This window comes from Kocuria sp. CNJ-770, from assembly GCF_001942375.1.
In the GTDB taxonomy this organism is placed as follows: domain Bacteria; phylum Actinomycetota; class Actinomycetes; order Actinomycetales; family Micrococcaceae; genus Kocuria; species Kocuria oceani.
The window spans coordinates 26,305-52,705 of sequence record NZ_MKJW01000078.1 but is presented as its reverse complement, the minus strand read 5'-3'; the positions used below and the strand labels follow the sequence as shown (position 1 = coordinate 52,705).

General features: G+C 74.4%; 30 protein-coding genes. 16 read left to right on the top strand and 14 right to left on the bottom strand.

Features of this window, described 5'->3' with window-relative positions:
- Window positions 1–2: 2 nt before the first annotated feature.
- The gene (locus BJF77_RS04785) at window positions 3–275 is read right to left on the bottom strand and encodes a hypothetical protein (RefSeq protein ID WP_075871426.1); all 273 of its coding nucleotides are present in this window, start codon (window positions 273–275) and stop codon (window positions 3–5) included.
- A gap of 96 nt (window positions 276–371) precedes the next feature.
- Window positions 372–857 (bottom strand): GNAT family N-acetyltransferase, encoded by a 486-nt coding sequence (locus tag BJF77_RS04780; protein WP_075871425.1) that lies wholly within the window; start codon window positions 855–857, stop codon window positions 372–374.
- Between the two features lie 444 nt (window positions 858–1,301).
- On the opposite strand from BJF77_RS04780, the gene BJF77_RS04775 reads away from it, so the two are divergent.
- Window positions 1,302–2,708, top strand: a complete 1,407-nt coding sequence (locus tag BJF77_RS04775) for a hemolysin family protein (RefSeq protein ID WP_075871424.1) — start codon at window positions 1,302–1,304, stop codon at window positions 2,706–2,708.
- A 28-nt stretch (window positions 2,709–2,736) separates the two neighbouring features.
- Entirely contained in the window at window positions 2,737–3,735 is a 999-nt protein-coding gene (locus BJF77_RS04770; protein WP_255396136.1) for a CNNM domain-containing protein, read from the top strand.
- An 84-nt stretch (window positions 3,736–3,819) separates the two neighbouring features.
- Here BJF77_RS04770 and BJF77_RS04765 read toward each other — a convergent pair whose 3' ends face one another.
- Window positions 3,820–4,629, bottom strand: a complete 810-nt coding sequence (locus BJF77_RS04765; protein ID WP_255396135.1) for a nuclease-related domain-containing protein — start codon at window positions 4,627–4,629, stop codon at window positions 3,820–3,822.
- Between the two features lie 412 nt (window positions 4,630–5,041).
- Between BJF77_RS04765 and BJF77_RS04760 the strand changes: the two genes are divergently transcribed.
- The gene (locus tag BJF77_RS04760) at window positions 5,042–6,139 is read left to right on the top strand and encodes a thermonuclease family protein (protein WP_075871422.1); all 1,098 of its coding nucleotides are present in this window, start codon (window positions 5,042–5,044) and stop codon (window positions 6,137–6,139) included.
- 298 nt (window positions 6,140–6,437) lie between these two features.
- On the opposite strand, the gene BJF77_RS04755 is transcribed toward BJF77_RS04760, so the two are convergent.
- Window positions 6,438–6,671, bottom strand: coding sequence for a hypothetical protein (locus tag BJF77_RS04755; protein WP_047803763.1), 234 nt, complete (start codon window positions 6,669–6,671; stop codon window positions 6,438–6,440).
- A gap of 353 nt (window positions 6,672–7,024) precedes the next feature.
- On the opposite strand from BJF77_RS04755, the gene BJF77_RS04750 reads away from it, so the two are divergent.
- A complete protein-coding gene (locus BJF77_RS04750) occupies window positions 7,025–7,351 on the top strand; it encodes a GYD domain-containing protein (RefSeq protein WP_047803764.1) in 327 nt (108 codons plus the stop codon).
- A gap of 87 nt (window positions 7,352–7,438) precedes the next feature.
- Here the strand turns inward: BJF77_RS04750 and BJF77_RS04745 are convergent, their stop codons facing one another.
- The 3 genes from BJF77_RS04745 to BJF77_RS04735 all read right to left on the bottom strand — a co-directional run bounded on the left by BJF77_RS04745 (window position 7,439) and on the right by BJF77_RS04735 (window position 9,883).
- A complete protein-coding gene (locus BJF77_RS04745; protein WP_075871421.1) occupies window positions 7,439–8,476 on the bottom strand; it encodes an FAD-dependent oxidoreductase in 1,038 nt (345 codons plus the stop codon).
- A 75-nt stretch (window positions 8,477–8,551) separates the two neighbouring features.
- Window positions 8,552–9,241: a VC0807 family protein gene (locus tag BJF77_RS04740; protein WP_083664966.1), complete on the bottom strand. Its 690-nt coding sequence runs from the start codon at window positions 9,239–9,241 to the stop codon at window positions 8,552–8,554.
- A 24-nt stretch (window positions 9,242–9,265) separates the two neighbouring features.
- Window positions 9,266–9,883 carry a TetR/AcrR family transcriptional regulator gene (locus BJF77_RS04735; RefSeq protein ID WP_075871513.1) on the bottom strand — a complete coding sequence of 206 codons (618 nt, stop codon included), beginning with the start codon at window positions 9,881–9,883 and terminating at the stop codon, window positions 9,266–9,268.
- 132 nt (window positions 9,884–10,015) lie between these two features.
- On the opposite strand from BJF77_RS04735, the gene BJF77_RS04730 reads away from it, so the two are divergent.
- On the top strand, window positions 10,016–10,606 hold the full coding sequence (locus tag BJF77_RS04730; protein ID WP_075871420.1) for a GNAT family N-acetyltransferase: 591 nt from the start codon (window positions 10,016–10,018) through the stop codon (window positions 10,604–10,606).
- Between the two features lie 266 nt (window positions 10,607–10,872).
- Window positions 10,873–11,367 carry an SRPBCC family protein gene (locus BJF77_RS04725; RefSeq protein WP_047803767.1) on the top strand — a complete coding sequence of 165 codons (495 nt, stop codon included), beginning with the start codon at window positions 10,873–10,875 and terminating at the stop codon, window positions 11,365–11,367.
- Between the two features lie 41 nt (window positions 11,368–11,408).
- On the opposite strand, the gene BJF77_RS04720 is transcribed toward BJF77_RS04725, so the two are convergent.
- Window positions 11,409–12,737: a serine hydrolase gene (locus tag BJF77_RS04720; RefSeq protein WP_075871419.1), complete on the bottom strand. Its 1,329-nt coding sequence runs from the start codon at window positions 12,735–12,737 to the stop codon at window positions 11,409–11,411.
- A gap of 546 nt (window positions 12,738–13,283) precedes the next feature.
- On the opposite strand from BJF77_RS04720, the gene BJF77_RS04715 reads away from it, so the two are divergent.
- The 3 genes from BJF77_RS04715 (at window position 13,284) to BJF77_RS20455 (ending at window position 15,128) form a co-directional block, all read left to right on the top strand.
- Window positions 13,284–14,126 (top strand): hypothetical protein, encoded by an 843-nt coding sequence (locus BJF77_RS04715; RefSeq protein WP_139318436.1) that lies wholly within the window; start codon window positions 13,284–13,286, stop codon window positions 14,124–14,126.
- Between the two features lie 174 nt (window positions 14,127–14,300).
- On the top strand, window positions 14,301–14,732 hold the full coding sequence (locus BJF77_RS04710) for a DUF1801 domain-containing protein (RefSeq protein WP_075871417.1): 432 nt from the start codon (window positions 14,301–14,303) through the stop codon (window positions 14,730–14,732).
- A gap of 231 nt (window positions 14,733–14,963) precedes the next feature.
- Window positions 14,964–15,128, top strand: coding sequence for a hypothetical protein (locus BJF77_RS20455; RefSeq protein WP_158041183.1), 165 nt, complete (start codon window positions 14,964–14,966; stop codon window positions 15,126–15,128).
- Here the strand turns inward: BJF77_RS20455 and BJF77_RS04705 are convergent.
- The 3 genes from BJF77_RS04705 to BJF77_RS04695 all read right to left on the bottom strand — a co-directional run bounded on the left by BJF77_RS04705 (window position 15,082) and on the right by BJF77_RS04695 (window position 17,022).
- Window positions 15,082–15,810 carry a maleylpyruvate isomerase family mycothiol-dependent enzyme gene (locus BJF77_RS04705; protein ID WP_083664965.1) on the bottom strand — a complete coding sequence of 243 codons (729 nt, stop codon included), beginning with the start codon at window positions 15,808–15,810 and terminating at the stop codon, window positions 15,082–15,084. The two genes, BJF77_RS20455 and BJF77_RS04705, sit on opposite strands and share 47 nt — an antisense overlap.
- A gap of 62 nt (window positions 15,811–15,872) precedes the next feature.
- Complete coding sequence (locus tag BJF77_RS04700; protein WP_075871416.1) at window positions 15,873–16,103, bottom strand: hypothetical protein; 231 nt, start codon at window positions 16,101–16,103, stop codon at window positions 15,873–15,875.
- A gap of 142 nt (window positions 16,104–16,245) precedes the next feature.
- Entirely contained in the window at window positions 16,246–17,022 is a 777-nt protein-coding gene (locus BJF77_RS04695) for an IclR family transcriptional regulator (RefSeq protein WP_075871415.1), read from the bottom strand.
- 109 nt (window positions 17,023–17,131) lie between these two features.
- Between BJF77_RS04695 and BJF77_RS04690 the strand changes: the two genes are divergently transcribed.
- From BJF77_RS04690 to dgoD, 3 genes are read left to right on the top strand one after another with little or no spacing between them, the layout of a single operon-like run.
- Window positions 17,132–18,193: a 2-dehydro-3-deoxygalactonokinase gene (locus tag BJF77_RS04690; RefSeq protein WP_075871414.1), complete on the top strand. Its 1,062-nt coding sequence runs from the start codon at window positions 17,132–17,134 to the stop codon at window positions 18,191–18,193.
- Window positions 18,190–18,816, top strand: a complete 627-nt coding sequence (locus BJF77_RS04685) for a 2-dehydro-3-deoxy-6-phosphogalactonate aldolase (protein ID WP_075871413.1) — start codon at window positions 18,190–18,192, stop codon at window positions 18,814–18,816. The genes BJF77_RS04690 and BJF77_RS04685 overlap by 4 nt, the downstream gene beginning before the upstream one ends.
- A 13-nt stretch (window positions 18,817–18,829) precedes the next feature.
- Complete coding sequence (gene dgoD, locus BJF77_RS04680) at window positions 18,830–19,978, top strand: galactonate dehydratase (RefSeq protein ID WP_047803776.1); 1,149 nt, start codon at window positions 18,830–18,832, stop codon at window positions 19,976–19,978.
- A 73-nt stretch (window positions 19,979–20,051) separates the two neighbouring features.
- Here dgoD and BJF77_RS04675 read toward each other — a convergent pair whose 3' ends face one another.
- Window positions 20,052–20,804, bottom strand: coding sequence for a dienelactone hydrolase family protein (locus BJF77_RS04675; protein ID WP_083664963.1), 753 nt, complete (start codon window positions 20,802–20,804; stop codon window positions 20,052–20,054).
- Between the two features lie 147 nt (window positions 20,805–20,951).
- Between BJF77_RS04675 and BJF77_RS04670 the strand changes: the two genes are divergently transcribed.
- Both BJF77_RS04670 and BJF77_RS04665 read left to right on the top strand, forming a co-directional pair.
- The gene (locus BJF77_RS04670; RefSeq protein ID WP_139318435.1) at window positions 20,952–21,731 is read left to right on the top strand and encodes a peptidase; all 780 of its coding nucleotides are present in this window, start codon (window positions 20,952–20,954) and stop codon (window positions 21,729–21,731) included.
- A 266-nt stretch (window positions 21,732–21,997) separates the two neighbouring features.
- Window positions 21,998–22,870, top strand: a complete 873-nt coding sequence (locus BJF77_RS04665; RefSeq protein ID WP_047803779.1) for a DUF1524 domain-containing protein — start codon at window positions 21,998–22,000, stop codon at window positions 22,868–22,870.
- Here the strand turns inward: BJF77_RS04665 and BJF77_RS04660 are convergent.
- Window positions 22,867–23,238 (bottom strand): hypothetical protein, encoded by a 372-nt coding sequence (locus BJF77_RS04660; protein ID WP_075871410.1) that lies wholly within the window; start codon window positions 23,236–23,238, stop codon window positions 22,867–22,869. The genes BJF77_RS04665 and BJF77_RS04660 overlap by 4 nt on opposite strands.
- Window positions 23,239–23,419: 181 nt before the next feature.
- Between BJF77_RS04660 and BJF77_RS04655 the strand changes: the two genes are divergently transcribed.
- Complete coding sequence (locus tag BJF77_RS04655) at window positions 23,420–23,917, top strand: DedA family protein (RefSeq protein ID WP_047803781.1); 498 nt, start codon at window positions 23,420–23,422, stop codon at window positions 23,915–23,917.
- Window positions 23,918–23,987: 70 nt separating this feature from the next.
- Window positions 23,988–24,995, top strand: coding sequence for an SDR family oxidoreductase (locus BJF77_RS04650; RefSeq protein WP_075871409.1), 1,008 nt, complete (start codon window positions 23,988–23,990; stop codon window positions 24,993–24,995).
- A 106-nt stretch (window positions 24,996–25,101) separates the two neighbouring features.
- Here the strand turns inward: BJF77_RS04650 and BJF77_RS04645 are convergent, their stop codons facing one another.
- Window positions 25,102–26,205, bottom strand: coding sequence for an NADH:flavin oxidoreductase (locus tag BJF77_RS04645; protein ID WP_075871408.1), 1,104 nt, complete (start codon window positions 26,203–26,205; stop codon window positions 25,102–25,104).
- Window positions 26,206–26,401: the final 196 nt, after the last annotated feature.

Sequence of the window (26,401 nt, the reverse complement as noted above, 5' to 3'; positions counted from 1 at the left end):
CGTCAGGGGGTCCAGCCCAGGACCTGCCCGCCGAACGACATCAGGCCGAACCAGCTCACCGCGGCCACGACGGGCACGAGCAGCACCAGGTAGGACCGGCGCTGCACCAGCCGCACGCCGACGACGGTGAGGACCGCCCACCAGACCAGCAGCAGCACCACGGCCCACAGCGGGGCCATCAGACCGCTGGCCAGGTAGAAGTACGCCGCCACGAGGTGGGCGACCGCAGCCAGCACGACCGCGAGCACGAACCCGGGCTGTCTCCGCGTCGTCATGCAGCCACTGTGCGCCCCCGCACGGCGTGTGCGCAATGGTGAACTCCGGGCCGACAGGCCGGGGCCGCCCGGGAGGTCCCGCCCCCGGGGGATCTCCTACAGCACGCGGCTGTAGAACACGGTGGGCAGCGGGGTGAAGCCTCCGGCGGCATAGGCGGCCCGGGCGGAGGCGTGCGCGTCGTCACCGCCGGTGCTCGCCCAGGCGACGACGCATCCGGCAGCGCGCATCGCCGCACAGGCCGCCTCGATCAGGGCACGGCCGAGGCCGCTCCGCTGGTGCCGGGGGTCGACCGCGAGCAGCGTGATCTCCCCTTGGGGCCCGGCGGGACCGGGGTGGACCGCCCAGGCCGCGTAGCCGGCGGGTGCGCCGTCGAGGTCGGCGACGAGGAACCGGTGCCGGCGCTCCGGGGCGGTGAGCTCCGTCAGGGTGTCGCGGTAGTCCTGCTGCCACTGTCCGTTCTGCCGGGCGAACAGCTCAGGACCCAGCTGGTGCCGGATGCCGTCCTGGATGGGCCGGAAGGCGCGGACGGTGAGGCCGATCAGGGTCTCGAGGTCGCCGGCGCGGAAGGTGCGAAGGTGCATGGTCCGTCTCCTGGTGCGTGGGGAATCCCGCGGCCCGGATCCGGGTCGCGGAAGGAGCTCGTTCCCGAGGCAGCGGGGCCTCGGCACGGTCAGGAGCGGGTGCGCGCGGCGGCGGGGCACATCACAGCTCCAGCGTAGGCCAGGTCCGTGACACCGGGACATGGACTGCCTGCCGAAGCCGCGCCGTCCGCGGAGACCGCGCGGGCGAACCTGGGGATCCTCTCGGAATCAGTGCTGGGAACCCGGCCGGCGGAGCGGCGGGAAATAGACTGGTCGGCGCATCTGCATCCCCGACCAATGGAGTGTGTGTACCACCGTCATGGGCCCATCGCCTGCGAGCCCCGGGTCGTCCGACGACCCGGGCGACAGTTGTCCTTTTCCCGCCACAGCTGACCACCGCCGCAGGCTCCGGCCCTGCTCCTCCTCCCCGGGGGTGAGCCCCCGATGATCGAAGCGCTCCTCACCCTGCTCCTGGGCATCGTGGTGATCCTCGCGATCATCGCCGCCAACGGGTACTTCGTGGCCCAGGAGTTCGCCTACATGTCGGTGGACCGCGCCCGCCTGGGGGCCCGCGCCGACGCCGGCGACAAGGCCGCCCAGCGCGCGCTGAAGGTGACCCGCCGCACCTCGTTCATGCTCTCGGGCGCCCAGCTGGGCATCACCGTCACCGGCCTGCTCATCGGCTACGTCGCCGAGCCCATGGTCGGGGAGTCCCTGGCCGTGCTGCTGGGCGAGGCGGGGATCCCCGCGGCGCTGAGCATCACGGTGGGCACGGTGATCGCCCTGGTCGTGGCCGCCGTGGTGCAGATGATCTTCGGCGAGCTGTACCCGAAGAACCTCGCCATCGCGAACCCCGAGCCGCTCGCCCGGGCGCTGGCCCGCTCCACGACGATCTACCTGGCGCTGTTCGGCTGGCTCATCACCGTGTTCGACCACGCCGCCAACGCCCTGCTGCGCCTGGTGCGCGTGGAGCCGGTGCACGACGTCGACGCCACCGCGACCGTCGAGGACCTCGAGCGCATCGTGGCCGACTCCCGCGAGAGCGGGGACCTGCCCGAGGAGCTGTCGGTGCTCATCGACCGCATCATCGACTTCCCGGACCGGGACGTCGAGCACGCCATGATCCCCCGCTCCCAGGTCGGCGCCGTCACCCCGGACACCACCGTGGGCGAGCTGCGCGCCCTCATGGCCGCCGAGCACACCCGGTACCCGGTCCTCTCCGAGACCGAGGAGCCCCTCGGCGTCGTCCAGCTCGCCGACCTGCTGCGCAGCAACGCGCCCGACAGCGCCGCGGTGGCCACCATCATGGCGCCCCCGCTGGTGCTGCCCACGCTCATGTCCCTGCCCGACGCACTGGCCCGGCTGACGGAGTCGCGCCACGAGCTGGCCTGCGTCATCGACGAGTACGGCGGCTTCGCCGGCGTCCTGACGGTCGAGGACCTGGCCGAGGAGCTGGTCGGGGAGATCACCGACGAGCACGACGACGAACCCCCCGCCGTCATCACCGCCGAGCAGGAGGACACCTGGCGGATGGACGGTGACATCCACGTCGACGAGGTCGAGCGCGCGGTCGGTCACGAGCTGCCCGACGGCGACTACGAGACCATCTCGGGCCTGCTCATCGCCCACCGCGGTGAGCTGCCGGCCACCGGGGACGTGGTGCGCATCGAGCTGCCCGACGACCCCCGCGACCTCGTCCTGGACGACCCCGTGCACCGGGCGCTCGACGTCGAGGTGCTGGAGCTGTCCCGGCACGTGCCCAGCGAGCTGCTCGTGCGGCTCGTCGAGACCACCGCCGAGGGCGCCGCCCCGGGTACCACCACCGACACCACCCGGGAGGAGGACCGATGACCGACCCCTGATCGTCACCGTCGCCACCGTGCTGCTCATCGTGCTCAGCGCGTTCTTCGTGGTCATCGAGTTCGCCCTGCTGGGGGCCCGCAGCCACCGGCTCGAGGCCGAGGCCGCGACCAACCGCTCCGCCCGCGCCGCGCTGCGCGGGATCAACGAGCTGACCATCATGCTCGCCGGCGCGCAGCTGGGCATCACCGCCTGCACCTTCGCCCTGGGGGCGGTCACCAAGCCGGCCGTGGACGCGTGGCTGAGTCCGGTGTTCGCGGCCTGGGGCGCGCCCGAGGGGCTGGCCGACGGCGCCGCCTTCGCCCTGTCGCTGCTGTTCGTCACGTTCCTGCACCTGGTGATGGGCGAGATGGCGCCGAAGTCCTGGGCGATCGCGCACCCGGAGACCTCGGCCAAGCTGATCGGCGTGCCCTCCCGCGGCTTCATCTGGGTGGTGCGGCCGCTGCTGGTCTGGGTCAACGCGATCGCCAACCGGCTGGTCGCCGCCAGCGGGGTCACCCCGGTGAACCGCGCGGCGGTCGGCGGCCAGGACGCCGAGACGATCCAGCACCTCGTGGAGCACTCCGCCTCCGTCGGGGCGCTGGACTCCTCCTTCCGCAGCCAGGTCTCCGGTGTCCTGGAGCTCGAGAAGCTCACCGTCGAGGCGCTGATCGCCTCGGACGGGCCGCCCACCACGGTGCCGGTCGGGGCCACGGCCGCCGACGTGCAGGAGGCCGCCACCCGCACCGGGCACCTGCGCATCCTCGTGGGGGACCCCGAGGTCGGCGCCCCCGGCGTCGTGCACGTGCGCGACACGCTGCTCGAGCCGCCGGGCCGACCCGTGCGGGAACTGTCCCGCCCGGCGTTCGTGCTCGAGGCCGACACCCCGGTCTACGAGGCCCTGTCCCGGATCCGGGAGGCCGGCGAGCAGCTCGCCGCCGTCCGGCACGACGGCCGCTTCGTCGGGGTGATCACCCTCTCCGACGTCCTGCGGCGCGTGCTGCCCATGGAGCTCACCCCGGCGGACCAGCCAGGCTGATCCCGCTCCCCGACCTGCGGTGACGCGGTCCCCGGTGCGGTCCCGACGACCGCGCCGGGGACCGCACCGTCACACCGGCGCCGATCAGAAGGAGTCCAGGACCGCCTCGACCGGCCCCGAGCCGAGGAACGCCGCCAGCGCCGCGGCGACCCCGGCGAGCTTCCACAGGTCGCGCCGCACCCGCGCGCCGCGGACGGTGGACCGCAGCTGCTCGAAGCGCTCCTGCAGCACCGCTGGGTCCTCGGGCAGCGCGGGGTGGTCGTGCCAGGTATCCGGGCGAAGGGCCGCGGCCCTGATCCGGTCGACCTGCGCGGGCGCCAGCACGGGGCGACGCCGCTGCAGCCAGCGCAGCACCTGGCGGTCGGTGACGACGGCGACGTCCACGGGACGTTGCTTGACCGTCAGCGACTTCGGGGCGATCAGCACCAGCACCGGGGTGACCGGCACCGGCTCCCCCACCGCCGCGCTCAACCGTTTCGCCGCCCGGGCGGCCTCGTGCCGGGAGTGCGACAGGTAGTGCTGCCTGTGCCCGCCGACAAGAATGGCGCGCGCCCCGAGCCACACTGCCTTGCCCGTGTGGTTCTTCGTGTTGAGCGTGAACACGCCGGCCGGGCCGATCACCACGTGGTCAATGTCCGAGGTCCCGGCCCCGACCGGGACGGCGTGCAGCACCGTCCACTCCGGTCCGAGCCGCCCCAGGATCTGCCCGACCGCCATCTCCCCTTCCGCGCCCCGGAACCACGGGCGGCTCCGGTCGCTGAGCGGATCGGTGCCGACGAAGCGGGCCCACCGTGACCGGGGTGGTCGCTCGTCCTGGATCCGCAGCGTCTCGGCGATCACCGCCTGGCCGGCAGGCCGGTCCGCCAGGCTGGGTCCGGGCCTCGGGCTGCTCACATCCGCCGGTGGGGGCAGGAGCCGGAACGCGGCGAAGCCCGTGCTGCGGATGGGGGCTTCGGGCGGGAACTCCCCCGGCGCCGCGGCCGGCGGGAGTCCCGCGCGGTTCCCGGCATGCACCGGCCGTGGAGAAGGCGGCAGGACGGGTGGGCCGGGCGTGGCAGGAGTCGTCATGGTCGTCGGCTTTCGGACGGAGCGGAGATGTCTTCCTGCATCTCATGTGTTTGCATTAGTACACGACAAGTCGGAGCGCCCGTGTGCCCCATTGTGACGCTGCAGCAGCGCTCGGCCCCCGTCCTCGACGCACCACGAGGCGCGGCACATCCCCCGAACTGGGGACGGGCCCCTCCGTGATGATTGCATTCGCATCCATAGGCTGGAGGGGTACTGACGGCTTCCTGACAGGACCCCCATGACCTTCCTCCCGGCATCTCGCCGCCTGGGCGCCTCCGCGCTCGTCCTCCTGCTCCTGACCGGCTGCGGTGGGACGGCGGCCTCCAGCGACGCGGCACCGCCGTCGAAGGCTTCCTCGACCGTGACCTCCGATGCCGCGGAGCTGCGCGGCGAGCGCGCCGTGGTGGAGCGGGTGATCGACGGCGACACCGTCGACGTCCAGCTGGGCGGCGAGGTGGTGCGGGTGCGGCTGCTCAACATCGACACCCCGGAGACCAAGGACCCGAACGAGGTCGTCGAGTGCCTCGGCCCGGAGGCTACCGCGCTGCTGGAGGAACTCCTGCCGCCGGGCACGGTGGTCGGCCTCGAGTACGACCAGGAGCGCACCGACTCCTACGGCCGCAGGCTCGCCGGCGTGTTCCTGGAGGACGGCACCCTGGTCAACGCCGAGATCGCCCGCCAGGGGCTGGGCACGCCGCTCCACATCGTCCCGAACGACCGGTTCCTGCCGCCCGTGGAGGAGGCCTTCGCCGAGGCCGAGCAGCAGCAGGCCGGCCTGCTCGACCCGGCCCACGGCTGCACCATCCCGGCGCAGCTGCAGCAGGCGACGAACGCGCTCGCCGACGCCGCGCCGGCTGATCTCGACGACGTGGCCGGAGAGGTCGCGGCTGCCCTCGCGTTCCTGGCCGCCCTGGACGCTGTCGACGGGGACGCGCACCCGCACGTGCGCCACCTGGCCGGGCTGCCGTCGCTGAAGGGCAAGCTCTCGGATGTGCGGGGAGACGTCGCCGCGCTCCGGGAGCGCGCCGCCGAGCAGCGCCGCGCGGCGGAGGCCGAGGAGCAGAGCCGCCAGGCAGAGACCGAAGCCGCCCGGCAGGCGGAGGCGGCCCGGCAGGCGGCGGCCGACGCCGCTCGCCGGGTGGTGGTGCCCGCACCTGCTCCTGCTCCTGTTCCCGCGCCCGCCCCGGCACCCGCGCCCGCGCCCGCGCCGAAGCCTGCCCCGAACCCGGGGGCCAACATCGTCAACCAGGCACCGCCCGGGTACTACGCGGACATTCCCGGCTACACGGGACCGCGCTGCTACGCGCCGGGCGGGAAGTTCTTCAAGCCCTGCTGAGTCCACCGGCGGGGAATCCACGGGCGGCGCAGCGACTCACCGGAGCGCGTCAAGGCGCCGGACGCCGAACCGGGCCCTTCCTGGGACGGCCTCGTCGGCCCTGAGTCTGCTGTGGCAGCTCGCCGTCGGTGACAATGGCTGGATGCTGCCTGACCGCCATCTGCTCCGGGCCGATCAGCACCAGCCCCGATGATGGCCCATCCGGCCTCGGCCATCGCTGGGCCGGACAGTCCACGCTCGCCGGACTGCGAGCCTCCCGGCTCACCTTCGGCGTGGACCCGCATGGGGCCGGGAGGCGTCAGCAGCACCGGCACCAATCACCCTCACGGTCATACGCTGCGCGCGCCAGCCACCACTGGACGTTGCGGTCCCGGTCCCGCGCAACCAGAGCCGCGTAGGCGGTGGCGGCGACCCCGGCCAGCATCCACCCGGCGAGCGAGCGCCGAGACTCGGGCGGGGCCTTGACGCCCACCAGCATGCCGAGCAGGACGGCCAGCACGTGGAGGGGCCGGCCCTCAGGGATGATTTCCACGGGGATCTCCTGACGTGGGGGAACGGGAACTGCGCATCATCGTCCCACGTCAGCGGCGTGTTTCTCGGCGGAGGAGACCGGCAGGGCGTCCCCTCTTGCGCGGACGGCAATGGCCCTCCCCCTCGTCGCGACGAGTCCGACCGGCCCCGAGGTCGGTCCACGGGAGGCCGACGACCGATGGAGTTCGCGATGTGCGACTCCGACACGGAGACGACATGAGTCACGGCCCGGCGACGATCCGGTCGATGCCCTTGGGCCGCCTCCCGCCGGGGGCCTACGGTCGGGGCAGCCGCGCTCGAGGACCCCGGCGGAACAGCCGCCAGGACGCCCTCGGGCACCGGAAGGACGAGACGATGCCGCTCTATCTGTCGAAGTTCAGCTACACCCCGGAGACCTGGGCCCGGATGATCCAGCACCCGGAGGACCGCCGCGAGGCCGCCCGGGCCTACATCGAATCGGTCGGCGGGAAGCTGCACGGATTCTGGTACGCCTTCGGCGAGCACGACGGCTACAACCTCTGGGAAGCACCGGACAACGTGTCCATGGCCGCGGTGGCCCTCGCCATCGGCGGGGGCGGGGCGCTCAGCTCGCTGGAGACCACGGTGCTCATGAGCGTCGAGGAGACGCTGGACGCCCTGGGCCGGGCCCAGCAGGTCCGGTACCGGCCACCCGGCACCTGATCCGGTCCGGTACGCCGGTCCGGGCGGGGTCCACGCCGGCGACCCCTCGGACGGCCGGTCGCCCCTCGGACGGCCGGCCGCCGGCGGCTACCCGAGCCGGCTCAGGTGCGATGCCGCGGCCATGACCGTGTTGCGCACGGGCAGGAGATGCTGCGCGGTGCTCACGGTGTTGGCCAGGCGCGCCAGGCGCACCGTGCGGGTGGCCGGCCTGCGGCGGGCGTCGTCGTACCGGCGCAGGGCGCCGGCCACGTCCGGTGCTGCGGTCAGCGCCTCGACGAGGACCGTGGCGTCCAGAAGGGCCTCGCAGGCGCCTCTTCCGAGATTGGGCGCCATGCCGTGGGCGGCGTCGCCCAGGATCGCGGTCCGTCCGCTGACGTAGGAGGGCGGCGGAGCGACGTCGAGCAGCGTCCGCCGGTCGATCGGGGTGTCCCCGAGGGCGTCCAGCACCCGCCGCACCTCCCGGTGCCAGTCCCCGTAGAGCTCTCGGAGCAGCTGGGCGGCGCTGCGCGGAGACGTTTCCGGCGGCAGGAGATCGGCGCGGATGCTCGCGAACCAGTTGGTGTTCCCGGGGTCGTGCGGGGTGATGCCGAAGAGCCGCCCGGGCCCCCAGGTCTCCGTGACCCCGTCCGCAGGGCCGGGCACGGTGCCGCGGAAGGCGACGGTGCCCAGCGCCCGCGGGGCGGTGCCGAACAGGGCGGCGCGGGTGGGGCTGTGGATGCCTTCGGCGGCGACGACGACATCGGCCGTGGGCAGCTCACCGTGGTCGGTGACCGGGGTGTTCCATGCGATGACTCCCGGCGGAATCGCCGCGGCCAGTGCCGTCAGCAGGACTGGCCGGGGCACCAGCCGGACCGGGCGGCCGAGGTCCAGGCGGGCGATCTCGGTGCCGTCCGGCCGGAGGAGCCGCCCGCCGCGCTGCTCGACGGAGGAAGATCGGACCTCCTTCCCCACCCCCAGCCGGTCCAGGGCGTGCATGGCCTCGGGCCACATGCCCAGGGCGGTGCCGGTGTCCGGCAGGCCCGGCGAGCGCTCGAGCACGTGGACGGTCCAGCCCGCGCGGAGCAGCCCGCGGGCGGTGGCGAGACCGGCGATGCCGGCCCCGAGGACGACGGCTGATCCCTGCACGGCGCCTCCTCCGATCGGTGGTGTCCTGTTCAGTGTCTACACCCGGGGGCGGGAGGACGTCGGACGGCCGAGGGTTCAGGTCCGGTGGCCGGGCACGCCCTGGCCCGCACCGGGCCCCAGGTGGCGCCGGCCGTAGGCCTTCCCGCCCTGGACCACGGCCACGAGCAGCAGCACGAGCAGCCCGACGCTGGCCGCGGGCACCACGTCGACCGGCAGCGTGTAGGCCATCACCACCCGGGCCGCGGCGTCGAGCAGGAACGCCGCGCCGAAGGCGGCGGTCATCCGGCGCAGCAGCCGGCGGAAACCGGGGCTGGTCTCCCAGTCCCGGCGCCACCCCGCGGCGGCGCCGGCCGGCATCAGCCGCAGCGTGGCCTCGTAGAGCACCGGCTTTCCCCCCAGCAGGGAGGCGAGGATCCAGCCGCCCACCAGGGCCGTCAGCCAGCTCTCCCGGGCCAGCAGCAGGCGCGGGTCGGGGCTGAGCAGTCCGACGACGGTGCCCGCTGCGAGCACGGTGAGCGTGAACAGGCCCAGCCGCTCCAGCCGCCGGGCGCGCACGGCCGTGACCACCACCCGCGCCAGGGGCCCGACGGCGCCGAGCATGAGGGCCGTCCACGCGTCCGCCCCGGCCAGCCGGGACCCGTAGTAGAGGGCGAAGGGCAGCACCAGGTCCACCCCCAGCCACCCGGCGGCACTGCCGCCCCGGCGCGGGGTCGGAGCGGCGTCGTCGGCGGCGTCGTCGGGGGCCGGAAAGCGTGGACTGCTCATGGCGTCCTCCTCGGGACGGTGCGCTCAGCGCACCCTGCGGGTGGCGAGCTCGGCCGTGGCCACGAGCTCCCGGGTGTAGGCCGCGAGGTCGAACCCGGGGTCGGTGACCAGCCGTCCCGAGGCGGTGTCCACGGCCCCGCGCAGCAGCACGGCCATGCTGCGGGCGTCGAAGTCGCGGAACTCCCCGGCCTGCTGGCCGTCCCGCAGCATCTGCTCCAGGTGGCCCAGCACGGGGTCCTCCCCGGTCGGGGCGAACCGGGGCGCGCCGTCCGGCCCGCGCAGGTTCATCACGATCTCGGTCACGGCCCGGATGTCCGCCGGGTGGTCGGCCAGGAAGCCGAGGTTGGCCTCGAGATAGGCCCGCAGGAACGCGGCCCCGGTGCGCCCGGCGGTCGCCGCGGCGATGGCCGCCCCGGCCCGGGTGTAGACGTCGGCCACCACCTGCCCGAGCAGCCGGTCCTTGCCCGGGAAGTAGTAGGAGACCACACCCTTGCTGACCCCCGCCCGGCGGGCGATCTCCGCCAGGGAGGCCCGGGCGTAGCCCAGCTCCGCGATCGCCTCGACCGCGCACGCCAGGATCTGCTCACGCCGGGCCCGCTCCGTGAACGTCCTCCCGCCGTCCCGCCCCGTGTCTGACCGCATGGTCAGATTCTCGTACGACCGGTCAAGGTCGGCCAGGGTCCGCGGGTCACGATCCGGCCACACCTGCCCGGCGGGATCGCCTCCTTCCCGTTCCGAGATGCCTCGCGGCCCGCGCCCACGCGAGAATGGGCCATGGACACGACCCCGTTCACGATCCGGCCGGCCACGAGCGAGCGGTTCGACGACGTCGCCACCGTCCTCGGCCCCCGGAACCCCGACTCGGCGGTGTGCTGGTGCCTCACCTACCGGCTGCCGTCCCGGGAGAACCGCGCACTGAGCCCTCGGGAGCGGGCCCAGAAGGTGCAGGAGCTGTGCGCCCGGCCGATCCCGCCCGGCATCCTCGCCTACGACGGCGACACCGTGGTCGGCTGGTGCGGCGTCGCCCCGCGGGCCGAGCTGCACGCGTTCAGCCACAGCAGGACGATCCCGCACCTCGACGACCTCCCGGTCTGGGCGGTGTGGTGCTTCCGGGTGCGCGGGGGCCGGCGCGGCCGGGGCGTGGCCCGGGCCCTGCTCGACGGGGCCGTCGAGCACGCCCGCGGCCACGGGGCGCCGGCGCTCGAGGGGTACCCGGTCGACAACGGGGACCGGAAGGTCGACACCACGATGGCCTACGTCGGCACCCGCGCCATGTTCGAGCGCGCCGGCTTCACCTGGGCCGCCGACACGACCTCGACGCTGAACGGCTTCCCCCGCGTCCTCATGCGCCGGTCGCTGCGCTGACTCGGGCACAGGGTCGACGGCGCACCCTGTGCGCTTTCCCCGACCTCGCCCCCCGCACGGACCGTCGCACCGCGGCGGGCGACCACGTCCCGGGAGCTCCAGCGACACGAAGGCGCACATAGTCACGGGCCCGAGACGATCCGGCCTCCGCCCTTGGGCGCGCCCTCGACGGGCGCCTATGGTCGAGGCACCCTTCGGTGCGGGTCCCACCCGCACCGAGGTCCCGGCACCTGATCCGCTCCGCCACCGCACCACGGAGGACCACCATGCAGACCCTGGGCCGTGCCGAGGAGTCCGTGCACATCGAGGCGCCGCCGCAGGCGGTCTACGACGTCGTCGCCGACGTCACCCGCACCCCCGAGTACAGTCCCGAGGTCGACGAGGTCGTCTGGCTCGACGACGGCGGCCCGCACGTCGGCGCCCGGTTCCGGGCCCGCAACCGGGCCCCGGAAGACTCCCGCTTCTCCTGGCACAACACCCCGATCGTGATGGCCGCCGAGCCCGGCCGGGAGTTCGCCTTCGCGCGCACCGAGAAGTTCGCCGGCACCATCGTGTGGCGCTATCGCTTCGAGCCCGAGGGCACCGGCACCCGGGTGACGGAGTCCTACGAGGTGGCCCGCCCGGTCGGCCGGATCGGCTGGTTCATCATCGGCACCCTGGGCCGGGACCCGGACCGGATGACCACGATGCGCGAGGGGCTGCGGGAGAGCCTGCGGCGGCTCAAGCGCCTGGTCGAGGCCGGGACGGCGCCGTCGTCCTAGGGTCGCCCCCGTGCCGGCCCACGGCCCGGAGCCCGCCGTGGTCACTCCTGCGGGTTGGGCGTGAAGGTGTGGCCCAGCGCGGTGGAGAGCTCGGCGAAGATGCGGGTGGCGGGCCCGGAGCACGGCAGCGTCCTCGGGTCGTCGGCCAGCACCGGGGACTCGGGGCAGTTCCCGGAGGCGATGTCGCTGTTGACCAGCACGACCACGGTGGTGTCGGTGGTGGTGTCGTAGTAGACGGTGGTGTTGTACCCGGGCAGCTCCCCGGTGTGCCCGACCCAGCCGTCGATGCACCCGAAGCCCAGTCCGTAGCCTCGTTCCGGCGGTGAGAAGGACATCAGGCGTTCCCGCTGGCTGTCGGCCTCCAGCAGACCCTGTCCGGTGCCCAGGGCCCGGCCGTAGATCAGCAGGTCGTCCACGTCCGAGATCAGGCCCCCGGCGGTGAAGGCCCAGGTGGGGCTCCAGTGGGTGGCATCGGCCGGGGCCTCGGGGGTCGCGGTGTCGCCCTGCAGGGTGAAGCCCCGGGCGAAGGGCTCGGGCAGCTCGGTGGAGGCACCGGGCCAGACGGTTTCGTCGAGCTCCAGCGGGTCGAAGATGTTGGCCTCCAGCACCTCCCCGACCGGGCGTCCGGTGACCTGCTCGACGACCAGGCCCAGCAGGACGTAGTTGGTGTTCGAGTAGTCGAACTGCGCCCCCGGGGCGAACAGCGGGGACTCCGCCACGCCGAAGGCGACGAGCTCCTCGGGCGTGAAGACCGTCTCCGGGGCCGCGAAGAGGACCTTCTGGAACTCCTCGTTGCGGGAGTAGCTGGCGATGCCGCTGGTCATGTCCGCGAGCTGGCGCAGCGTGATCCGGTCCCCGTTGGGGATGCCCTCGACGTAGTCCCCGATGGGGTCGTCCAGGGACAGCTCGCCCTCCTCGGCCAGCTGCAGCACCAGAGTGGCGGTGAAGGGCTTGGTGGCGGAGCCGATGCGGGTGTGCACGTCGACGTCCATCGGCTCCCCGGTGGCCGGGTCGGCCACTCCGTAGGCCTGCGTCCAGGTTCCCTCCGGGGAGGAGACTCCGACGACCGCACCGGGGGCCGAGGCCTGCGCGAAGGATCGCCGCGCGGCGGCATCCAGCCTCGCGGTGAGCTCCTGCGGCAGCGGCTCCGCCGTCTGCGGGGACGGACCGGCGCTGACGACGCGGTCGACGTCGGGAACGCAGGCCTCCGGGACGGAGGGCGCGGGGGCCGCCGCGGCTCCCGTCGCCGGTCCGGCCGCGGACCCTGTGGCCGCCGATGGAACGCCGACGGCGCCGCCGGCCCCGAGGAGCAGCACCGCCGCCACGGCGGCGAGGGACGGGGGACGGGTGGATCGGGTGGATGGTGACATGGGTCTTCTCTTCCCGGTCGGCGGAGCACGCCGTCGGCGCGGACTCTCCGCCCTGGAGGCGGTGCTTCGGACACTGTCGTCGTGGGCGACGATGTCGATCCCTGCGGCGCGCCACGGCGACGGCAGTTCCTGGCCGTGCGCACGGACACGGGAATCGAAGCCGGGGCGGGCCGGTGCCGGGCCCCGCGGATCACGCGCCCCGGCCCGGGTCCGCACCCGGGGGGACCGCTCCGTCCAGCGTAGGACCGCGTCCGGGACAGGCCTCCGGCCCCGTCCCGGATCGTTACCCGACACCGGAAGATGACGCACCCCACGGCCGCGACGGGCCCGGCCGCGCCTCCGGTCGCCGACAGCCACCACGGTCGCCGCCGGACTCCGCCCTGACCAGGCGCTGTGACGCAGCGTTGCGCCCTGCTCGCCAGCAGGATGTGAGGATGCCCACTCATCCTGTGTTCTCCCAGGTCAGCCGGGATAATGGATCCGGCCGACCCGAGCGACGTCGCGGGGATCCGGCCCCCCAACCCGCGACCGGACCAGGACATCAGCATGACCCTCGAAAAGCCCCAGACCAGTACCGCACCCGCCGACGAGCAGGCGCCCACGGACGAGAAGCCGGAAAAGAAGAGCCCGGCCCTGAACATCCCGGGACTGCTCGCCGGTGCCGCCACCGCCGCGACCATGTCCGTGATCGGCGGTCACCTCAGCGTCGTCGGCACCGTCCTCGGCGCCGCCCTGACGAGCATCGTCTCCGGCATCGCCGTGGTCGTCTACTCCACCTCGCTCGAACGGAGCCGCCGGGGTCTGACCAAGGTCCGCACCGTGGTGACCACGCGCATCCTCACCCGCGACGGACTGCGGGTCCCCGAGACCCGCGGCAGCAGCGCCGTGGCCGACGACGCCCCCGGGCCGCGCTTCCGGCTGCCGTGGAAGCAGGTGCTCGTGAGCACCGGGGTGATCATCGGCCTGGCGGTCGCCGCGGTCTTCGGCGTCCAGGCGCTGACCGGCACCGAGCTCTCCGGCGGCACGGGCACGATCCAGCGCACCGTGACCGGCTCCGAGTCCGTGGCCGTGCGCAGCGCCAGCACCCCCGCCCCGGCCGAGGAGCAGGCACCGGGCACCGGCGAGCTCGCCCCGGCCGAGGGCGCCGCCCCTGCGGAGGCGCCGACCACCGACCCCGCGGCGGGCGAGGTGGTGCCCGGTGGGACCGCCCCGACCAGCGGGGCCGTGACCGGCGACGGCTCGGCCACGTCCGGCGACGCGGCCGCCGGCACGGGCGGCCAGCCGCTGGACGGCGGCCAGACGGGCACCGGAACCGGCCAGCTCGACCCGGGAGCGGCCCAGCAGGGCGCCACCGGCACCGACCCCGGAGCGGCCCCCGCCGCACCGTAGGCGAAACCCGGCACCCGCGGAACAGGGGCGGCAGACGTGGCGACCACGGCTGCCGCCCCTGTCGCCGTCCGTGACCCTTTCGCCGTCCGCCCCGCGGCGTACCGTGGCACTCGACCCGGCGACGCCGCCGAGGCGGGGCACCTGGCCCCGCACGCTCGCTTCCGAGGAGACCCCGTGGAGAAGACACCCCAGCCGGTCGAGGAGTTCCTCGAGGGCGTCACGCCCAGGAAACGCCGGAACGACGCCGAGCGGCTGCTCCCGCTGTTCGCCCGCGCCACCGGAGAGACCCCCACCATGTGGGGCACGATCATCGGCTTCGGCGAGTACCACTACCGCTACGCCAGCGGTCACGAGGGCGACGCCCCGGCGGCGAGCTTCGCCCCGCGCCGGGCGGCCACCACCATCTACCTGTTCGACGGCGTGAGCGCCTACCCCGGCGAGCTGGCGCGGCTGGGCCCGCACACGACGGGCGTCGGGTGCCTCTACGTCAAGGACCTCGACGGCATCGACCTCGGCGTGCTCGAGGACGTCGTCGCCGCCTCCTACCGCGCCGTGACCTGCGGGACCTTCGGCCGGGGCGCCCACGACGGTGCAGCCTCGGACTGAGCCGGGACCGAGGCGTCACCGAGGCCGTCGAGCAATCTTTCGTCATGTTCGGGTATCCCCGCTGACCAGGCCCGATGTTTCCGCGGGCACCCGGAGCTCTGGACTTAAGTCCAAAGACATATAACCCGGTCGGCACCTAACTTGGGGAGCAACCGGGCTGCGGTCGCAGCCGCGGAGGACACGACGAAGGGGATCGCAGTGGCGGGGGTTCGAGAAGTTCGGGAGGACCAGGTGGCGCAGTGGCTGACGGTGGTGGCCGTGGCGCTGTTCATCGCCAACGGCGCGGTGCTGGCGCTGGGCGCCCAGTCGTACGGGTGGGCCGCGCTGCTGGTCGTGGGCGCCGTGCTGGTCACCATCTCCACCGGCATCCTGGAGCGCCCGCTGCGCCGGAGCTGACCGCACGCCCGGCCCGTTCGGCCACCGGGTGCCGGACCGGGCCGGCCAGGACGAGCATGCGGCGATCAGCGCACGAGGCTGCGGCGCCCGGGCCGGCGAGCTCCTCCGGCCCGACCGCGCGCCCGGACACCGCCAGCAGCAGGGCGGCGGCGGTCCCGCGCACTTCCGGGCCCGTGCCGGACTCGAGTCCGGCGTCGGTGGTCACGACGCGCAGCCCATGAGCGCGCTCCTTGCCGCCGCCGAAGCGCACACTGGTCCGCAGCTGGTGGCGCAGGGCCTCGGTGACGGGCCCGACCGGATAGATGCGGGAGATGCCGAGGGGCCGCCGGATGTCCTCTCCGTGCACGATCGCCTCGATCAGCCGGGTGGCCGGCGGCGCCGGGGCGCTGGTCGTGCGGCCGCCGACCGCGCGGAAGGCGGCTAGGGTCGCGCGCGGATCGGCACGGCGTTCCCGGGCGATCCCCCGGGCGTTGCAGCGGTCGAAGTCGAGACCGGTGGCGGCGAGACGGCACAGGAAGCCCCGTCGTGTCGTCCGGGCGTCGTCGACGAGGTGCGCCAGGACGTCGTGCACATCCCAGCCGGGGCACAGGGACGGGGTGGCCCACTGCGGTGCCGGCAGGTGCTCCAGGTCCTGCGCGAGCGCCTGACGCTCGGCGTGCACCACGGGCCAGATCTCGGTCATGCGGACTCCTCTGTCCTGCGGCGGGCCGTCACCGGACGATGCCGTGCGGTGACGCGCCTGCACTACGTCGGGGGAGGCTCCGGGTCGGTGTGCTGGTCGGCGCCGCGGCGCAGGAGCGCGCGCTGCCGCAGCAGCCCGGAGACCACGAAGCTCAGGGCCAGCGAGCAGACGAGTGCCACCAGGTAGCTGTCCAGCGCCCACGACAGCAGCGGCAGGAGCCCGCCCAGGCACACGGCCGCCAGCAGCTGCTCCTTGGGCGAGCCGGCGGGCTGCGGGGTCTTCCCGGCGTTCATTCCTCCACCCTACGGACCGCGCCCGACGCCTCGGCGACCGACCCGCCCCGGCGGTGCCGCCGGGCGGCCGGGGCGGCCGGGCGGCCGGGGCGGCCGGGACCACGCCCACCCGCGGCCGCGGCTCGGGTTCCCCTCGGGCGGGTCACGCGCTCCGGCCGAGCTCGCGCCCGATGGCCTGCGCCGCCTGCCGCACGACCGGCACCAGCGCCTGCATGCGCTCGGCGGGCATGTACGGCTGCGTGGCCGAGACGCTGATCGCCGCCACGACCGCGCCGCGGGCGTCGCGGACGGGGGCCGCGACACAGCGGATCCCGGGCTCGTTCTCCTCCAGGTCCATCGTGCTGTCCCGGCCGGCACCGTCCTCCATGGTCCGGCGGAACGCGGCGAGCTCCTGCGGGGAGTGCGCCCCCGGGTGCTCCGCGGTGTACTGCTCCGCCCAACGGTGCGGCTCGTCCAGGAGCAGGGACTTACCGATGCCCGTGCGGGTCAGCGGCATCCGGTGCCCGATCCGCGAGCGCATCTCGGCTCCGCGCGAGCCGGGGATCTTGTCGAGGTAGAGCACCTGCCCGGCGTCCTCCACGGCCAGGTGCACGGTGTCCTGCACCGTGGCCGCCAGCCGCTCCAGGACCGGGCGGGCGAGCACCGGCAGGGGTTGCTGGTGCAGGGCGCGGAAGCCGTAGTCGATGAGCTGCGGCCCCAGCGTGTAGGACGTGCCGTGGACCGTCCGGACGAAGCCTCGCAGCTCCAGCAACTGGATCAGCCGGTGCGCCGTGCTGCGGCCGATGCCCGTGGCGTCCACGACGCCCTTCAGGTCGTGGGCGCCCTCCGCGACGGCGTGCAGGATGTCCAGTCCGCGCGCGAGGGTGAGGGTCCCTGCGGGACGGGTGGCCGGGGCGGGCTGCTCTCGGAGGTCATGCAGGGAAGTCTAGGAGGGGAACCGGCCGTCTTCCGGTCCGGGACGGAGTCGTCATGTCCCATTATCTACGACGCTGTTCGACATAGTGAGACAGGTAAAGCACACTCCAGATGTGCCTCAGCTCTCACCCGCCCCCTCCGGTCCTGACCCGTCGGCCCCCGGCCCGGCCTCCTCCCGGCTGGTCGCGCTGGACTGGGGAACGACCTCGGCGCGGGCCTACCTGCTCGACACCGGCGGCACCGTCCTCGACACCGCCCCGGCGGGCCGGGGCGTCCTGGCCGTCACCGACGGGCTGACCACCGCGCAGGACCGCCGCGCGGCGTTCGAGGAGGAGTTCGAGCGGATGTGCGGGCGGTGGCTGGAGGCGCACCCGGCGCTCCCCGTGCTGGCCTCCGGCATGGTCGGCAGCACCCAGGGCTGGGCGGACGTACCGTATCAGCGCCTGCCCCAGGATCTCGAGGCCCTGGCCGGGGCGCTGACGGCGATCCCCACCCGCCGCGGGCCCGTGCACGTGGTGCCGGGCCTGCTGGCGGACGGCGAGCTGCCCCAGGTGATGCGCGGGGAGGAGACCCAGGTCCTGGGCCTGCTCGAGACCGCCCACGGCGACGCGCACACCGGCGGGCGCCGCGGGACGGTCGTGGTCCTGCCCGGCACCCACACCAAGTGGGTGCACGTGGAGGGACGCCGCGTCCTCGACTTCCGCACCGTGATGACCGGTGAGGTCTACGGCCTGGTCACCCGGCACAGCATCCTGGGCCGGCTCGCCCGCCGGCCCGACGCGCCCGACCTGGAGGCCTTCGACCGCGGGGTCCGGACGTCGCTGAGCGCGGACGCCGACGGCGGGATCCTGGCCACCCTCTTCTCCGCACGGACCCTGCCGCTGACCGGGCGCCTGGCCGCCGAGCAGGTGGACGACTACATCTCCGGGCTGATGATCGGCGCCGAGGTGGCCTCCTGGGCGCGCGACCGGCCGGCCTCCGGCGGCTCCCCCGGCGCAGGGCCGGCCGAGGTGCTGCTGTGCGGGGAGCCGGAGCTGTGCCGGCGCTACCAGCGCGCCCTGCACCAGCTCGGCGTCGACGCCCCGGTGGTCGGCGGCGACGTCGTCACCCACGGCCTGCGGAGCATCGCGCTCGCCGCCGGCCTTCTCGATGCCCCGACGGAAGGAACGGCATGACGCACATCCCCACCGGCCTCGTCGCCATCCTGCGGGGCCTCACCCCGCAGGAGGCCCCCGAGGTCGGGGACCGGCTGTACGCGGCGGGCTTCCGCGCCCTCGAGGTCCCGCTGAACTCCCCCGACCCCCTGACCTCGGTCCGAGTGCTGCGCGAGAACCTCCCGCAGGACTGCGCCGTGGGCGCGGGCACCGTCCTGACGGTCGAGGAGGTCCGGGCCGCCCGTGCCGCGGGGGCCGGGCTCATCGTCTCCCCGGCCATGGACCCGGAGGTCATCGCCGAGACGGTCCGCCTCGGCATGCGCAGCTACCCCGGCGTGGCCACGCCCACCGAGGCCTTCGCCGCGCTCCGGGCCGGCGCTCGGAGCCTCAAGCTGTTCCCCTCCGACGCGGTCGGGATCGCCGGGATGACGGCCTGGCGGGCCGTGCTGCCGGCGGACGTCGAGTTCCTGCCCGTGGGCGGGGTCGGCGCCGAGAACCTCCGGGACTGGGTGGCCGCCGGGGCCGGCGGGGCCGGCATCGGCTCGTCCCTCTACCGGCCCGGCGTGTCCGGCCCCGACCTGTCCGCCCGCGCCGAGGCCCTGGTCCGGGCCTGGCGCTCCGCGAGCGACCACCCCGAGAAGTGAGCGAGGAGACTCCATGAGGATCACCGGCGTGACCACCTACACCGTGCCCCCGCGGTGGCTGTTCCTGAAGATCGAGACCGACGAGGGCGTCGTGGGCTGGGGCGAACCGGTCGTCGAGGGCCGGGCGGCGACCGTGGCCGCCGCCGTCGAGGAGCTCTCGGACCACCTGGTCGGCCAGGACCCCCGCAACATCGAGGACCTGTGGACCGTGCTGTACCGCGGCGGGTTCTACCGCGGCGGACCCATCCTGATGAGCGCCCTGGCCGGCATCGACCAGGCCCTGTGGGACATCAAGGGCAAGGCCCTCGGGGTGCCGGTGCACGAGCTGCTCGGCGGGAGGGTCCGCGACCGGATCCGCGTGTACTCGTGGATCGGCGGGGACCGCCCCACCGAGACCGCCGCCGCGGCCCGCGCCGCCGTCGAGCGAGGCTTCAGTGCGGTGAAGATGAACGGCACCGCGGAGCTGCAGTACGTCGACAGCTGGGACAAGGTCGACCTGTGCCTGGAGAGCGTGCGGACGGTCCGCGAGGCGGTGGGCCCGGACGTCGGCATCGGGGTGGACTTCCACGGCCGCGTGCACAAGCCCATGGCCAAGGTCCTGCTGCGCGAGCTCGAGCCCTACCGGCTGATGTTCATCGAGGAGCCCGTCCTCAGCGAGAACGTCGACGGCTTCCTCGATCCCCTGCGCAGCACGTCCACGCCCATCGCCCTGGGCGAGCGGCTGTTCTCCCGCTGGGACTTCAAGGACGTCCTGGCCTCCGGCGCCGTGGACATCATCCAGCCCGACCCCTCCCACTGCGGCGGCATCACCGAGGCCCGCAAGATCGCGCACATGGCCGAGGCCTACGACGTCGCCCTGGCCCTGCACTGCCCCCTGGGCCCCATCGCCCTCGCGGCGTGCCTGCAGATCGACGCCGGCTGCTACAACGCCTTCATCCAGGAGCAGAGCCTGGGCATCCACTACAACGAGAGCAACGACCTGCTGGACTACCTGGCCGACCCGTCGGTCTTCGACTACGAGGACGGCATGGTCCGGATCCCCGGCGGGCCCGGGCTGGGCATCGAGGTCAACGAGGACTACGTCCTGGAGCGGGCCCGCGAGGGCCACCGCTGGCGCAACCCGGTCTGGCGCCACGCCGACGGCTCCTTCGCGGAGTGGTGAGCCGGCGGCCACGGACCTGAACGCCCCGGACCTGAACGCCCCGGACGGCCCCGCCCTCGTCCCGGCGGAGGCCCTACCGCACGTGCTCGCGCAGGAACGCGACCGCGCGCGCCCAGGCCGTCCTGGCGTCCTCGGGCCGGTGGTTGTGCCGGTTCTCGTCGTTGTGGAAGGCGTGCGGGGCGTCGTAGAAGTGGAACTGCACGACCGGGGCCCCGGACTCCCGGCGGATCTGCTCCTCCAGGGCCTCGGCCTTCTCGGGCGGGTACGACCGGTCCTGCCGGCCGTAGTGGCCCTGCACGGCCGCGCGCAGCCCCTGGTAGGCGTCCGGCAGCCCCTGGCCGACGCCGTAGAACGGCACTGCGGCGCCGATCCGCTCGCCCTGGTCCGCGGCGAGCGCCAGGACGAACCCGCCGCCCATGCAGAAGCCGACGGCGCCCAGGGTGGCGCTCGTGACGGCCTCCTGGCCCAGGAGGTGGTCCACCGCCCCGCCGAGCAGGCGGGCGCCCTCCTCCTCGGGCAGCCGGGCCATCATCGCGGCGGCCTCCTCGGCGTCGTGGGTGATGGACCCGCCGTAGAGGTCCGGGGCCAGCGCGACGAAGCCCTCCGCCGCGAGCCGGTCGGCCACGTCGCGGATGTGGTCCGTCAGCCCCCACCACTCCTGGACCACGATGACGCCGGGACCGCGGCCGGTCTCCGGCAGGGCCAGGTAGCCGTGGGCCTGTTCCCCGGCCGAGGGGAAGGTGACGTTCTGGTGCGGGCTCTGCTCCACTGCGGTGCTCCTTCGTCGGGGATCCGGCCCGGCCAGTGTAGGCAGGCGGCCCGTCATGTTCGGACGGGAAAGACCGCCATTTCCCTTTGCTTTCGTACACTTCAGTACGGTCAAGGGGACAGGGTCGATCGAGCACTGGAGACGGGGACGATGCGCGAGCACGGTGGCACCACACCGCACCGGGTTCCCCGGCGACGGAGCCGGGTGCGGCGGACGAGCCCGGCGGTGGGGGTCGTGCTGCTGACCGTGCTCTGCTTCGCCCCCGGCCTCGTCGACCGCTACGCCCTGCCCGTCCTCCTTCCGCACCTGCCGGACGCCGCGGCGCCGCCGCCGGGGGTGGAGGCCTCCCGGACCCCGCTGGGCGACCCGCCGGTCGTCGAGGAGGCGGGCGGCTACCGCTTCATGGACTCGCCCGACCCGGAGCAGGAGATGGTCGCCTACGACCCCTGCCGGCCGGTGCACTGGGTCCTGCGCCCGGACGGCGCCCCGCCCGGAGGGCAGCAGCTCGTGGAGGAGGCCGTGGCCGAGATCTCCGCGGCCACGGGCCTGCAGTTCATCTACGACGGCACGACGACGGAGGACCCCGACACACGGCGGGAGCCCTATCAGCCCGACCGGTACGGCTCGCGGTGGGCGCCGGTGCTGATCACCTGGTCGGACCCGGACGAGGTCCCGGAGCTGGCCGGCGACGTCGTGGGCCTCGGCGGCAGCACGCCCCGGGGCGCACCCGGGAAGCCGCTGGTCTACGTCACCGGCCAGGTCACCCTCGACGCCCCGGGCCTGGCGCCGATCCTGGAGGCGCCCGGCGGCGCTCATCACGTCCGCGCGACCATCGTGCACGAACTGGCGCACGTGGTCGGGCTCGCCCACGTGGACGACCCCGCCCAGGTGATGCACCCGGCGGGTGAGGTCACGACGCTCGCCGCCGGGGACCGGGCCGGCCTGGCCGAGCTCGGCGCCGGACAGTGCGTCCCGCAGCTGTGAGCGGCGGGGCCCCGCGGGTCCGTTCCACGGATCGGGCGCGGTGAACGTCGGGGCCGGCATGGACGGTCTCTTCTCCGACCACCCGGATCTGGCGGTCGCGGCCGTGGACGAGCGGAGCTGAGCGGCCGACCGCCGGTCGAACGGCCCGGAGGAGCAGCCCGGCACGGCCCGGGCGGCCCCTCCGGGCTGTGCCGTCGGCGTGCTGACGAGGGACAATGGACCTCCACCCGCGTCCGATGCGGGCGCGCCCCGCTCCCAGGAGATCCATGCAGCACGCGCACGACCCCTCCGCCCGCCGGGCCGGCCGGCACCCGGCCCGCTGGGCGGTGGCCGTCCCGCTCGCCCTCGCCCTGCTGAGCGGGTGCACCGCCCCGGCCCGGACCACCGCGAGCGCCTCCCCGGCCGGGCAGGCCCTCGAGGCGCTGCCCGTCGAGGAGGCCGGCAGCGGCGACGACTACGACCGGCTCGCGCAGTTCGGCGACTGGGCCGATCCCGACGGCAACGGCTGCGACGCCCGCAACGACGTCCTGGCCCGGGACCTGACCGGCACGGTGCTCGGCGACGACGGGTGCACCGTCCTCTCGGGGACGCTGGAGGACCCCTACACGGGGGCGACGATCGACTTCCGCCGCGGACCGCTGACCTCCGCCGACGTGCAGATCGACCACGTGGTGGCGCTCAAGAACGCATGGGTCACCGGGGCGGACCGGCTCCCCGCGGACGAGCGGCAGGCACTGGCCAACGACCCGCTGAACCTGCTGGCCGTGGACGGGCCCACCAACGGGGAGAAGTCCGCCTCGGACGCCGCCGCATGGCTGCCGCCGGACGAGGCGTTCCACTGCCCGTACGTGGCCCTCCAGATCGCGGTGAAGACCCGCTACGAGCTCTTCGTCACGGCCGAGGAGAAGGCCGCCATGGCCCAGGTCCTGGCCGGGTGCCCCGAGCAGGACCTGCCCGACGGCGCCTCCGCGGCCCGGGCCGGTGCGTCCTCCCCCGCGCCGTCGGCCCCGGTGGAGGTGTACTACCCGAACTGCGACGCCGTGCGCGAGGCCGGCGCCGCACCGCTGCGCGCGGACGAGCCCGGCTACCGCCCGGCCCTGGACCGGGGCGGGGAGCCGGGCGTGGCCTGCGAGGACTAGCCGCGCCGACCGGCTGCTGGCTCCTGCGGCGCAGCCGCGTCGGCTGCCGGCTCCTGCGGCGCAGTGTCCGAGGTCGCGGGCTCCGGCGATCCGGCGTCCGGATCCGAGGCCGCCGGCTCGGAAGGCACGGTCTCCTGTGACGCCGTCTCCTGCGGCGCCGTCTCCTGGGCCGCCGCGGCGGCCCAGGAGGCGCCCGGCGCGCGCGGCACCCCGGCCGCGAACGCCTTCCGCACCGCGGCGGCCTGCTCCTCCGGGCCCGCGTGCTCGGCGGCGGCGATCACGGTCACGAACGCCTTGGTGTCGTGGACCAGGTCGGTGATCGTCTCGGGCGAGTCCACGGCCCAGCCGTAGGCGGTGGCGTAGTCCACGGGGCGCGCGAGGGTGCACGGTGCCCTGGTCGTCGATCTCCACGCTCATGCTCGTGCGTCCTCCTGTGCCGGTGACCGTCCCGGAAGGGCCGGATCTGAGGCGAGGGTATCCCAGGCGGAGGCGGTCCGTGCTGACATCCTGTCGTCGGGTGTTGTCAGCTCCGCTCCCTAGACTGGACCGGTGCAGGCCTGGATGGAGTCCCTCCCCCTCGGTGCCGCGATCCTGTTCTTCTGGGCCGTGGGCATCGTGCGCACCACGGCCGTCTTCGCCCTGGGCCGCGCCGCGGCCACCGGCGGCAGCCGGCGCTCCGACCGTGTCCGCCGGCTGATGGACACCGCCCTCTACCGGCGGGCCCAGCGGCTCGTGCACCGCTGGGGCGTGCTGGCCGTGCCCGCCTGCTTCCTCACCGTGGGACTGCAGACCGCCGTCATCCTCACCACCGCCGTCACCGGCATGCCCCTGCGCCGCTGGATCCCCGCGATGCTGGTGGGCACGCTCATCTGGGGCACCGTCTACGGGACGGTCGGGATGGCCGTGGTCTGGGCCTGGCTGCGGGAGCCGTGGGCGGTCCTGCTCGTCGTCGCCCTGCTGGCCCTGCTGGCCGCCGCCCGCGCGGCCCACGCCCGCCGCAGCGCCCGGCGCACCGCGGACCGGCAGACGTCCCCGGGACGCAATTGATCAGCACACTTGCTGTCGCGCGCGGCGACTCTCTACGGTGGGTCCACACCCACCGACAGGAGCACCGATCATGCAGCTCAAGCCCATCGCGGACCAGGTCGTCGTCGTCCTGGGCGCCTCCAGCGGCATCGGCCGCGCGTCCGCCCTGCGCCTGGCCGAGAAGGGGGCGGCGCTCGTCGTGGCGGCCCGCAGCGAGCCCGGCCTGCAGTCCCTCGTCAAGGAGATCACCGACCGCGGCGGCCGGGCCGCCTACGTGGTGTGCGACGTCGTCGACCCCGACCAGGTCCAGGCCGTCGCCGAGGCGGCGGTGTCCGCCTACGGGCGGATCGACACGTGGGTCAACGTGGCGGCCGTGCTCGTGCACGCCCCCTTCGAGCAGACCCTGCCCGAGGAGTTCCGCCGCCTCATGGAGATCAACTACCTCGGCCAGGTGCACGGCGCCCTCACCGCGCTGCCGCGCCTGCGCGAGGCCGGCGGCGGCGCCCTGATCACCGTCTCCTCCGTGGAGAGCCGGGTCGCCCTGCCCCGGCACAGCGCCTACGCCGCCTCCAAGCACGCGGTGGAGGGCATGACCGACGCGCTCCGGCGGGACCTGATGGCCGAGGGGGCGCCGATCTCGGTCACCAGCATCAAGCCGGCCACCATCAACACCCCGTTCTTCACCAGCGCGGCCCACACCCTGGACGTGGAGCCCACCGGCCCGCCGCCCATCTATCAGCCCTCCGTGGTGGCCGACTGCGTGCTCTACGCCGCCGAGCACCCGGTCCGGGACCTCTACGCCGGTGGGGCCGGGCGGATCATGTCCGCCGTCCAGGCCCTCGCGCCGCGGCTGATGGACGCGGCGCTGTCCCGGGCCGTGCCGCTGGAGAGCACCTCGACGCCCGCCCCGGGCGGCGCCCCCGGCACCCTGTACGCCCCCCGGGAGGAGGACAACCGCGCCGAGGGGGATCTCGGTGCCCGGGCCCGCGGCGTCAGCGCCTACACCTGGCTGCAGACCCACCCCCGGGCCGCCTCCCTGCTGGCCGGAGGGGCGCTGGCCACGGCCGCGCTCGCCCGGAACCGGCGGCACGGCCGCTGATTCCCGCGCTGGGCAGCGACCGCTGCCGCTCCGGGCAGCGTCCCGGGGACGCCGCCGGGCCGGGCGCACGGCGCGCCCGGCCCGGTGCCGTCCCCGGCGTCCGCGGTCAGCCGCGCAGGGACAGCTCCTCGTCCTTGATGTCGGCGAGCGGGCCGAGCACGGCGCCGTCGAACGGCGCCGGCTCCCGGCCCTCCCGCACCAGGTGGGGCCAGTTCCGGTTGGCCAGGGCGCCCTTGCCCAGGGCGACGACGTCGGCCGCGCCCGTGCCCAGCAGCGCGGCCGCGGCGTCCGGGTCGTCGAGGTGGCCGTTGGCGATCACGGTGACCCCGGCGTGCTCCTTGGCGAGCGCGGCCAGCGACTCGCCGTCCCCTCCGAAGGCCGGGGCGGTGGCTCGGTACTCGGTGGTGTGGACGAAGTCGATGCCCGCGGCGCCCAGGGCCGTGAAGATCACGCGGGCCTCCTCGGCGCCACCGCTCCACCGGTGCTCGGCGTCGCTGACCTTGGCCTGGGAGATGCGGATCCCCACGGTCATCTCCGGCCCCACGGCCTCGCGCACGGCGCGGCAGATCTCCACGGCGAAGCGCACCCGGTTCTCGGGCGAGCCGCCGTACTTGTCGGTGCGCCGGTTCAGGTAGTCGGTGAGGAACTGGTCCAGCAGGTACCCGTTGGCGCCGTGGATCTCCACACCGTCGAAGCCCGCGTCCTGGGCGTGCAGGGCGGCCGTGACGAAGCCGTCCCGGACCTTGTCCATCTGCTCCGGGGTGATCTGCTGGGGCACGGGGAACGGGCCCTCGCCGCGGTAGAAGCCGAGCTGCTCGCCCTTGGGCGCCACCGCGGAGGGTCCGACCGTGGCGTCGACGTACCGGTTGCCCTGGGTCTGGGCGCCGGCGTGCATGAGCTGGGCGAAGATCCGCGCCCCGGCCGCGTGCACGGCGTCGACGACGGGGACCCAGGACTTCGCCTGCTCCACGGTGGCGATGCCCGGCTGGTGCAGATAGCCCTGGCTGTAGGCGGTGTCGGGGTAGATCCCCTCGGTGATCAGCAGCCCGAAGCCGCCGCGGGCGAAGGTCTCGTAGTAGGAGACCATCCGGTCGGTGGCCCGGCCGTCCTCGGTGGCGCTGATGCGGGTCATCGGGGCCAGGGCGACGCGGTGCGCCACCTCCGTGGCGCCGATCCGGACGGGTGACCAGAGCGGGGCGAACTCCTGCATGGGCATCTCCTTCGATGTCTCTGTCTGTGGGCTGCGGATCTGTACTGGGTATCGGTGCGATCCGGATCCGTGCGGTCTCGAGCTCTGCGGTCTCGAGCCGTCGACGCGGTCGTGGGCGGGGCCGCCGGCACGTCCAGGGCCCCACGGTGGAGCGAACGTCCGCGCCGTGCGTGGCATTCCGCCGGGGGGATCGGCC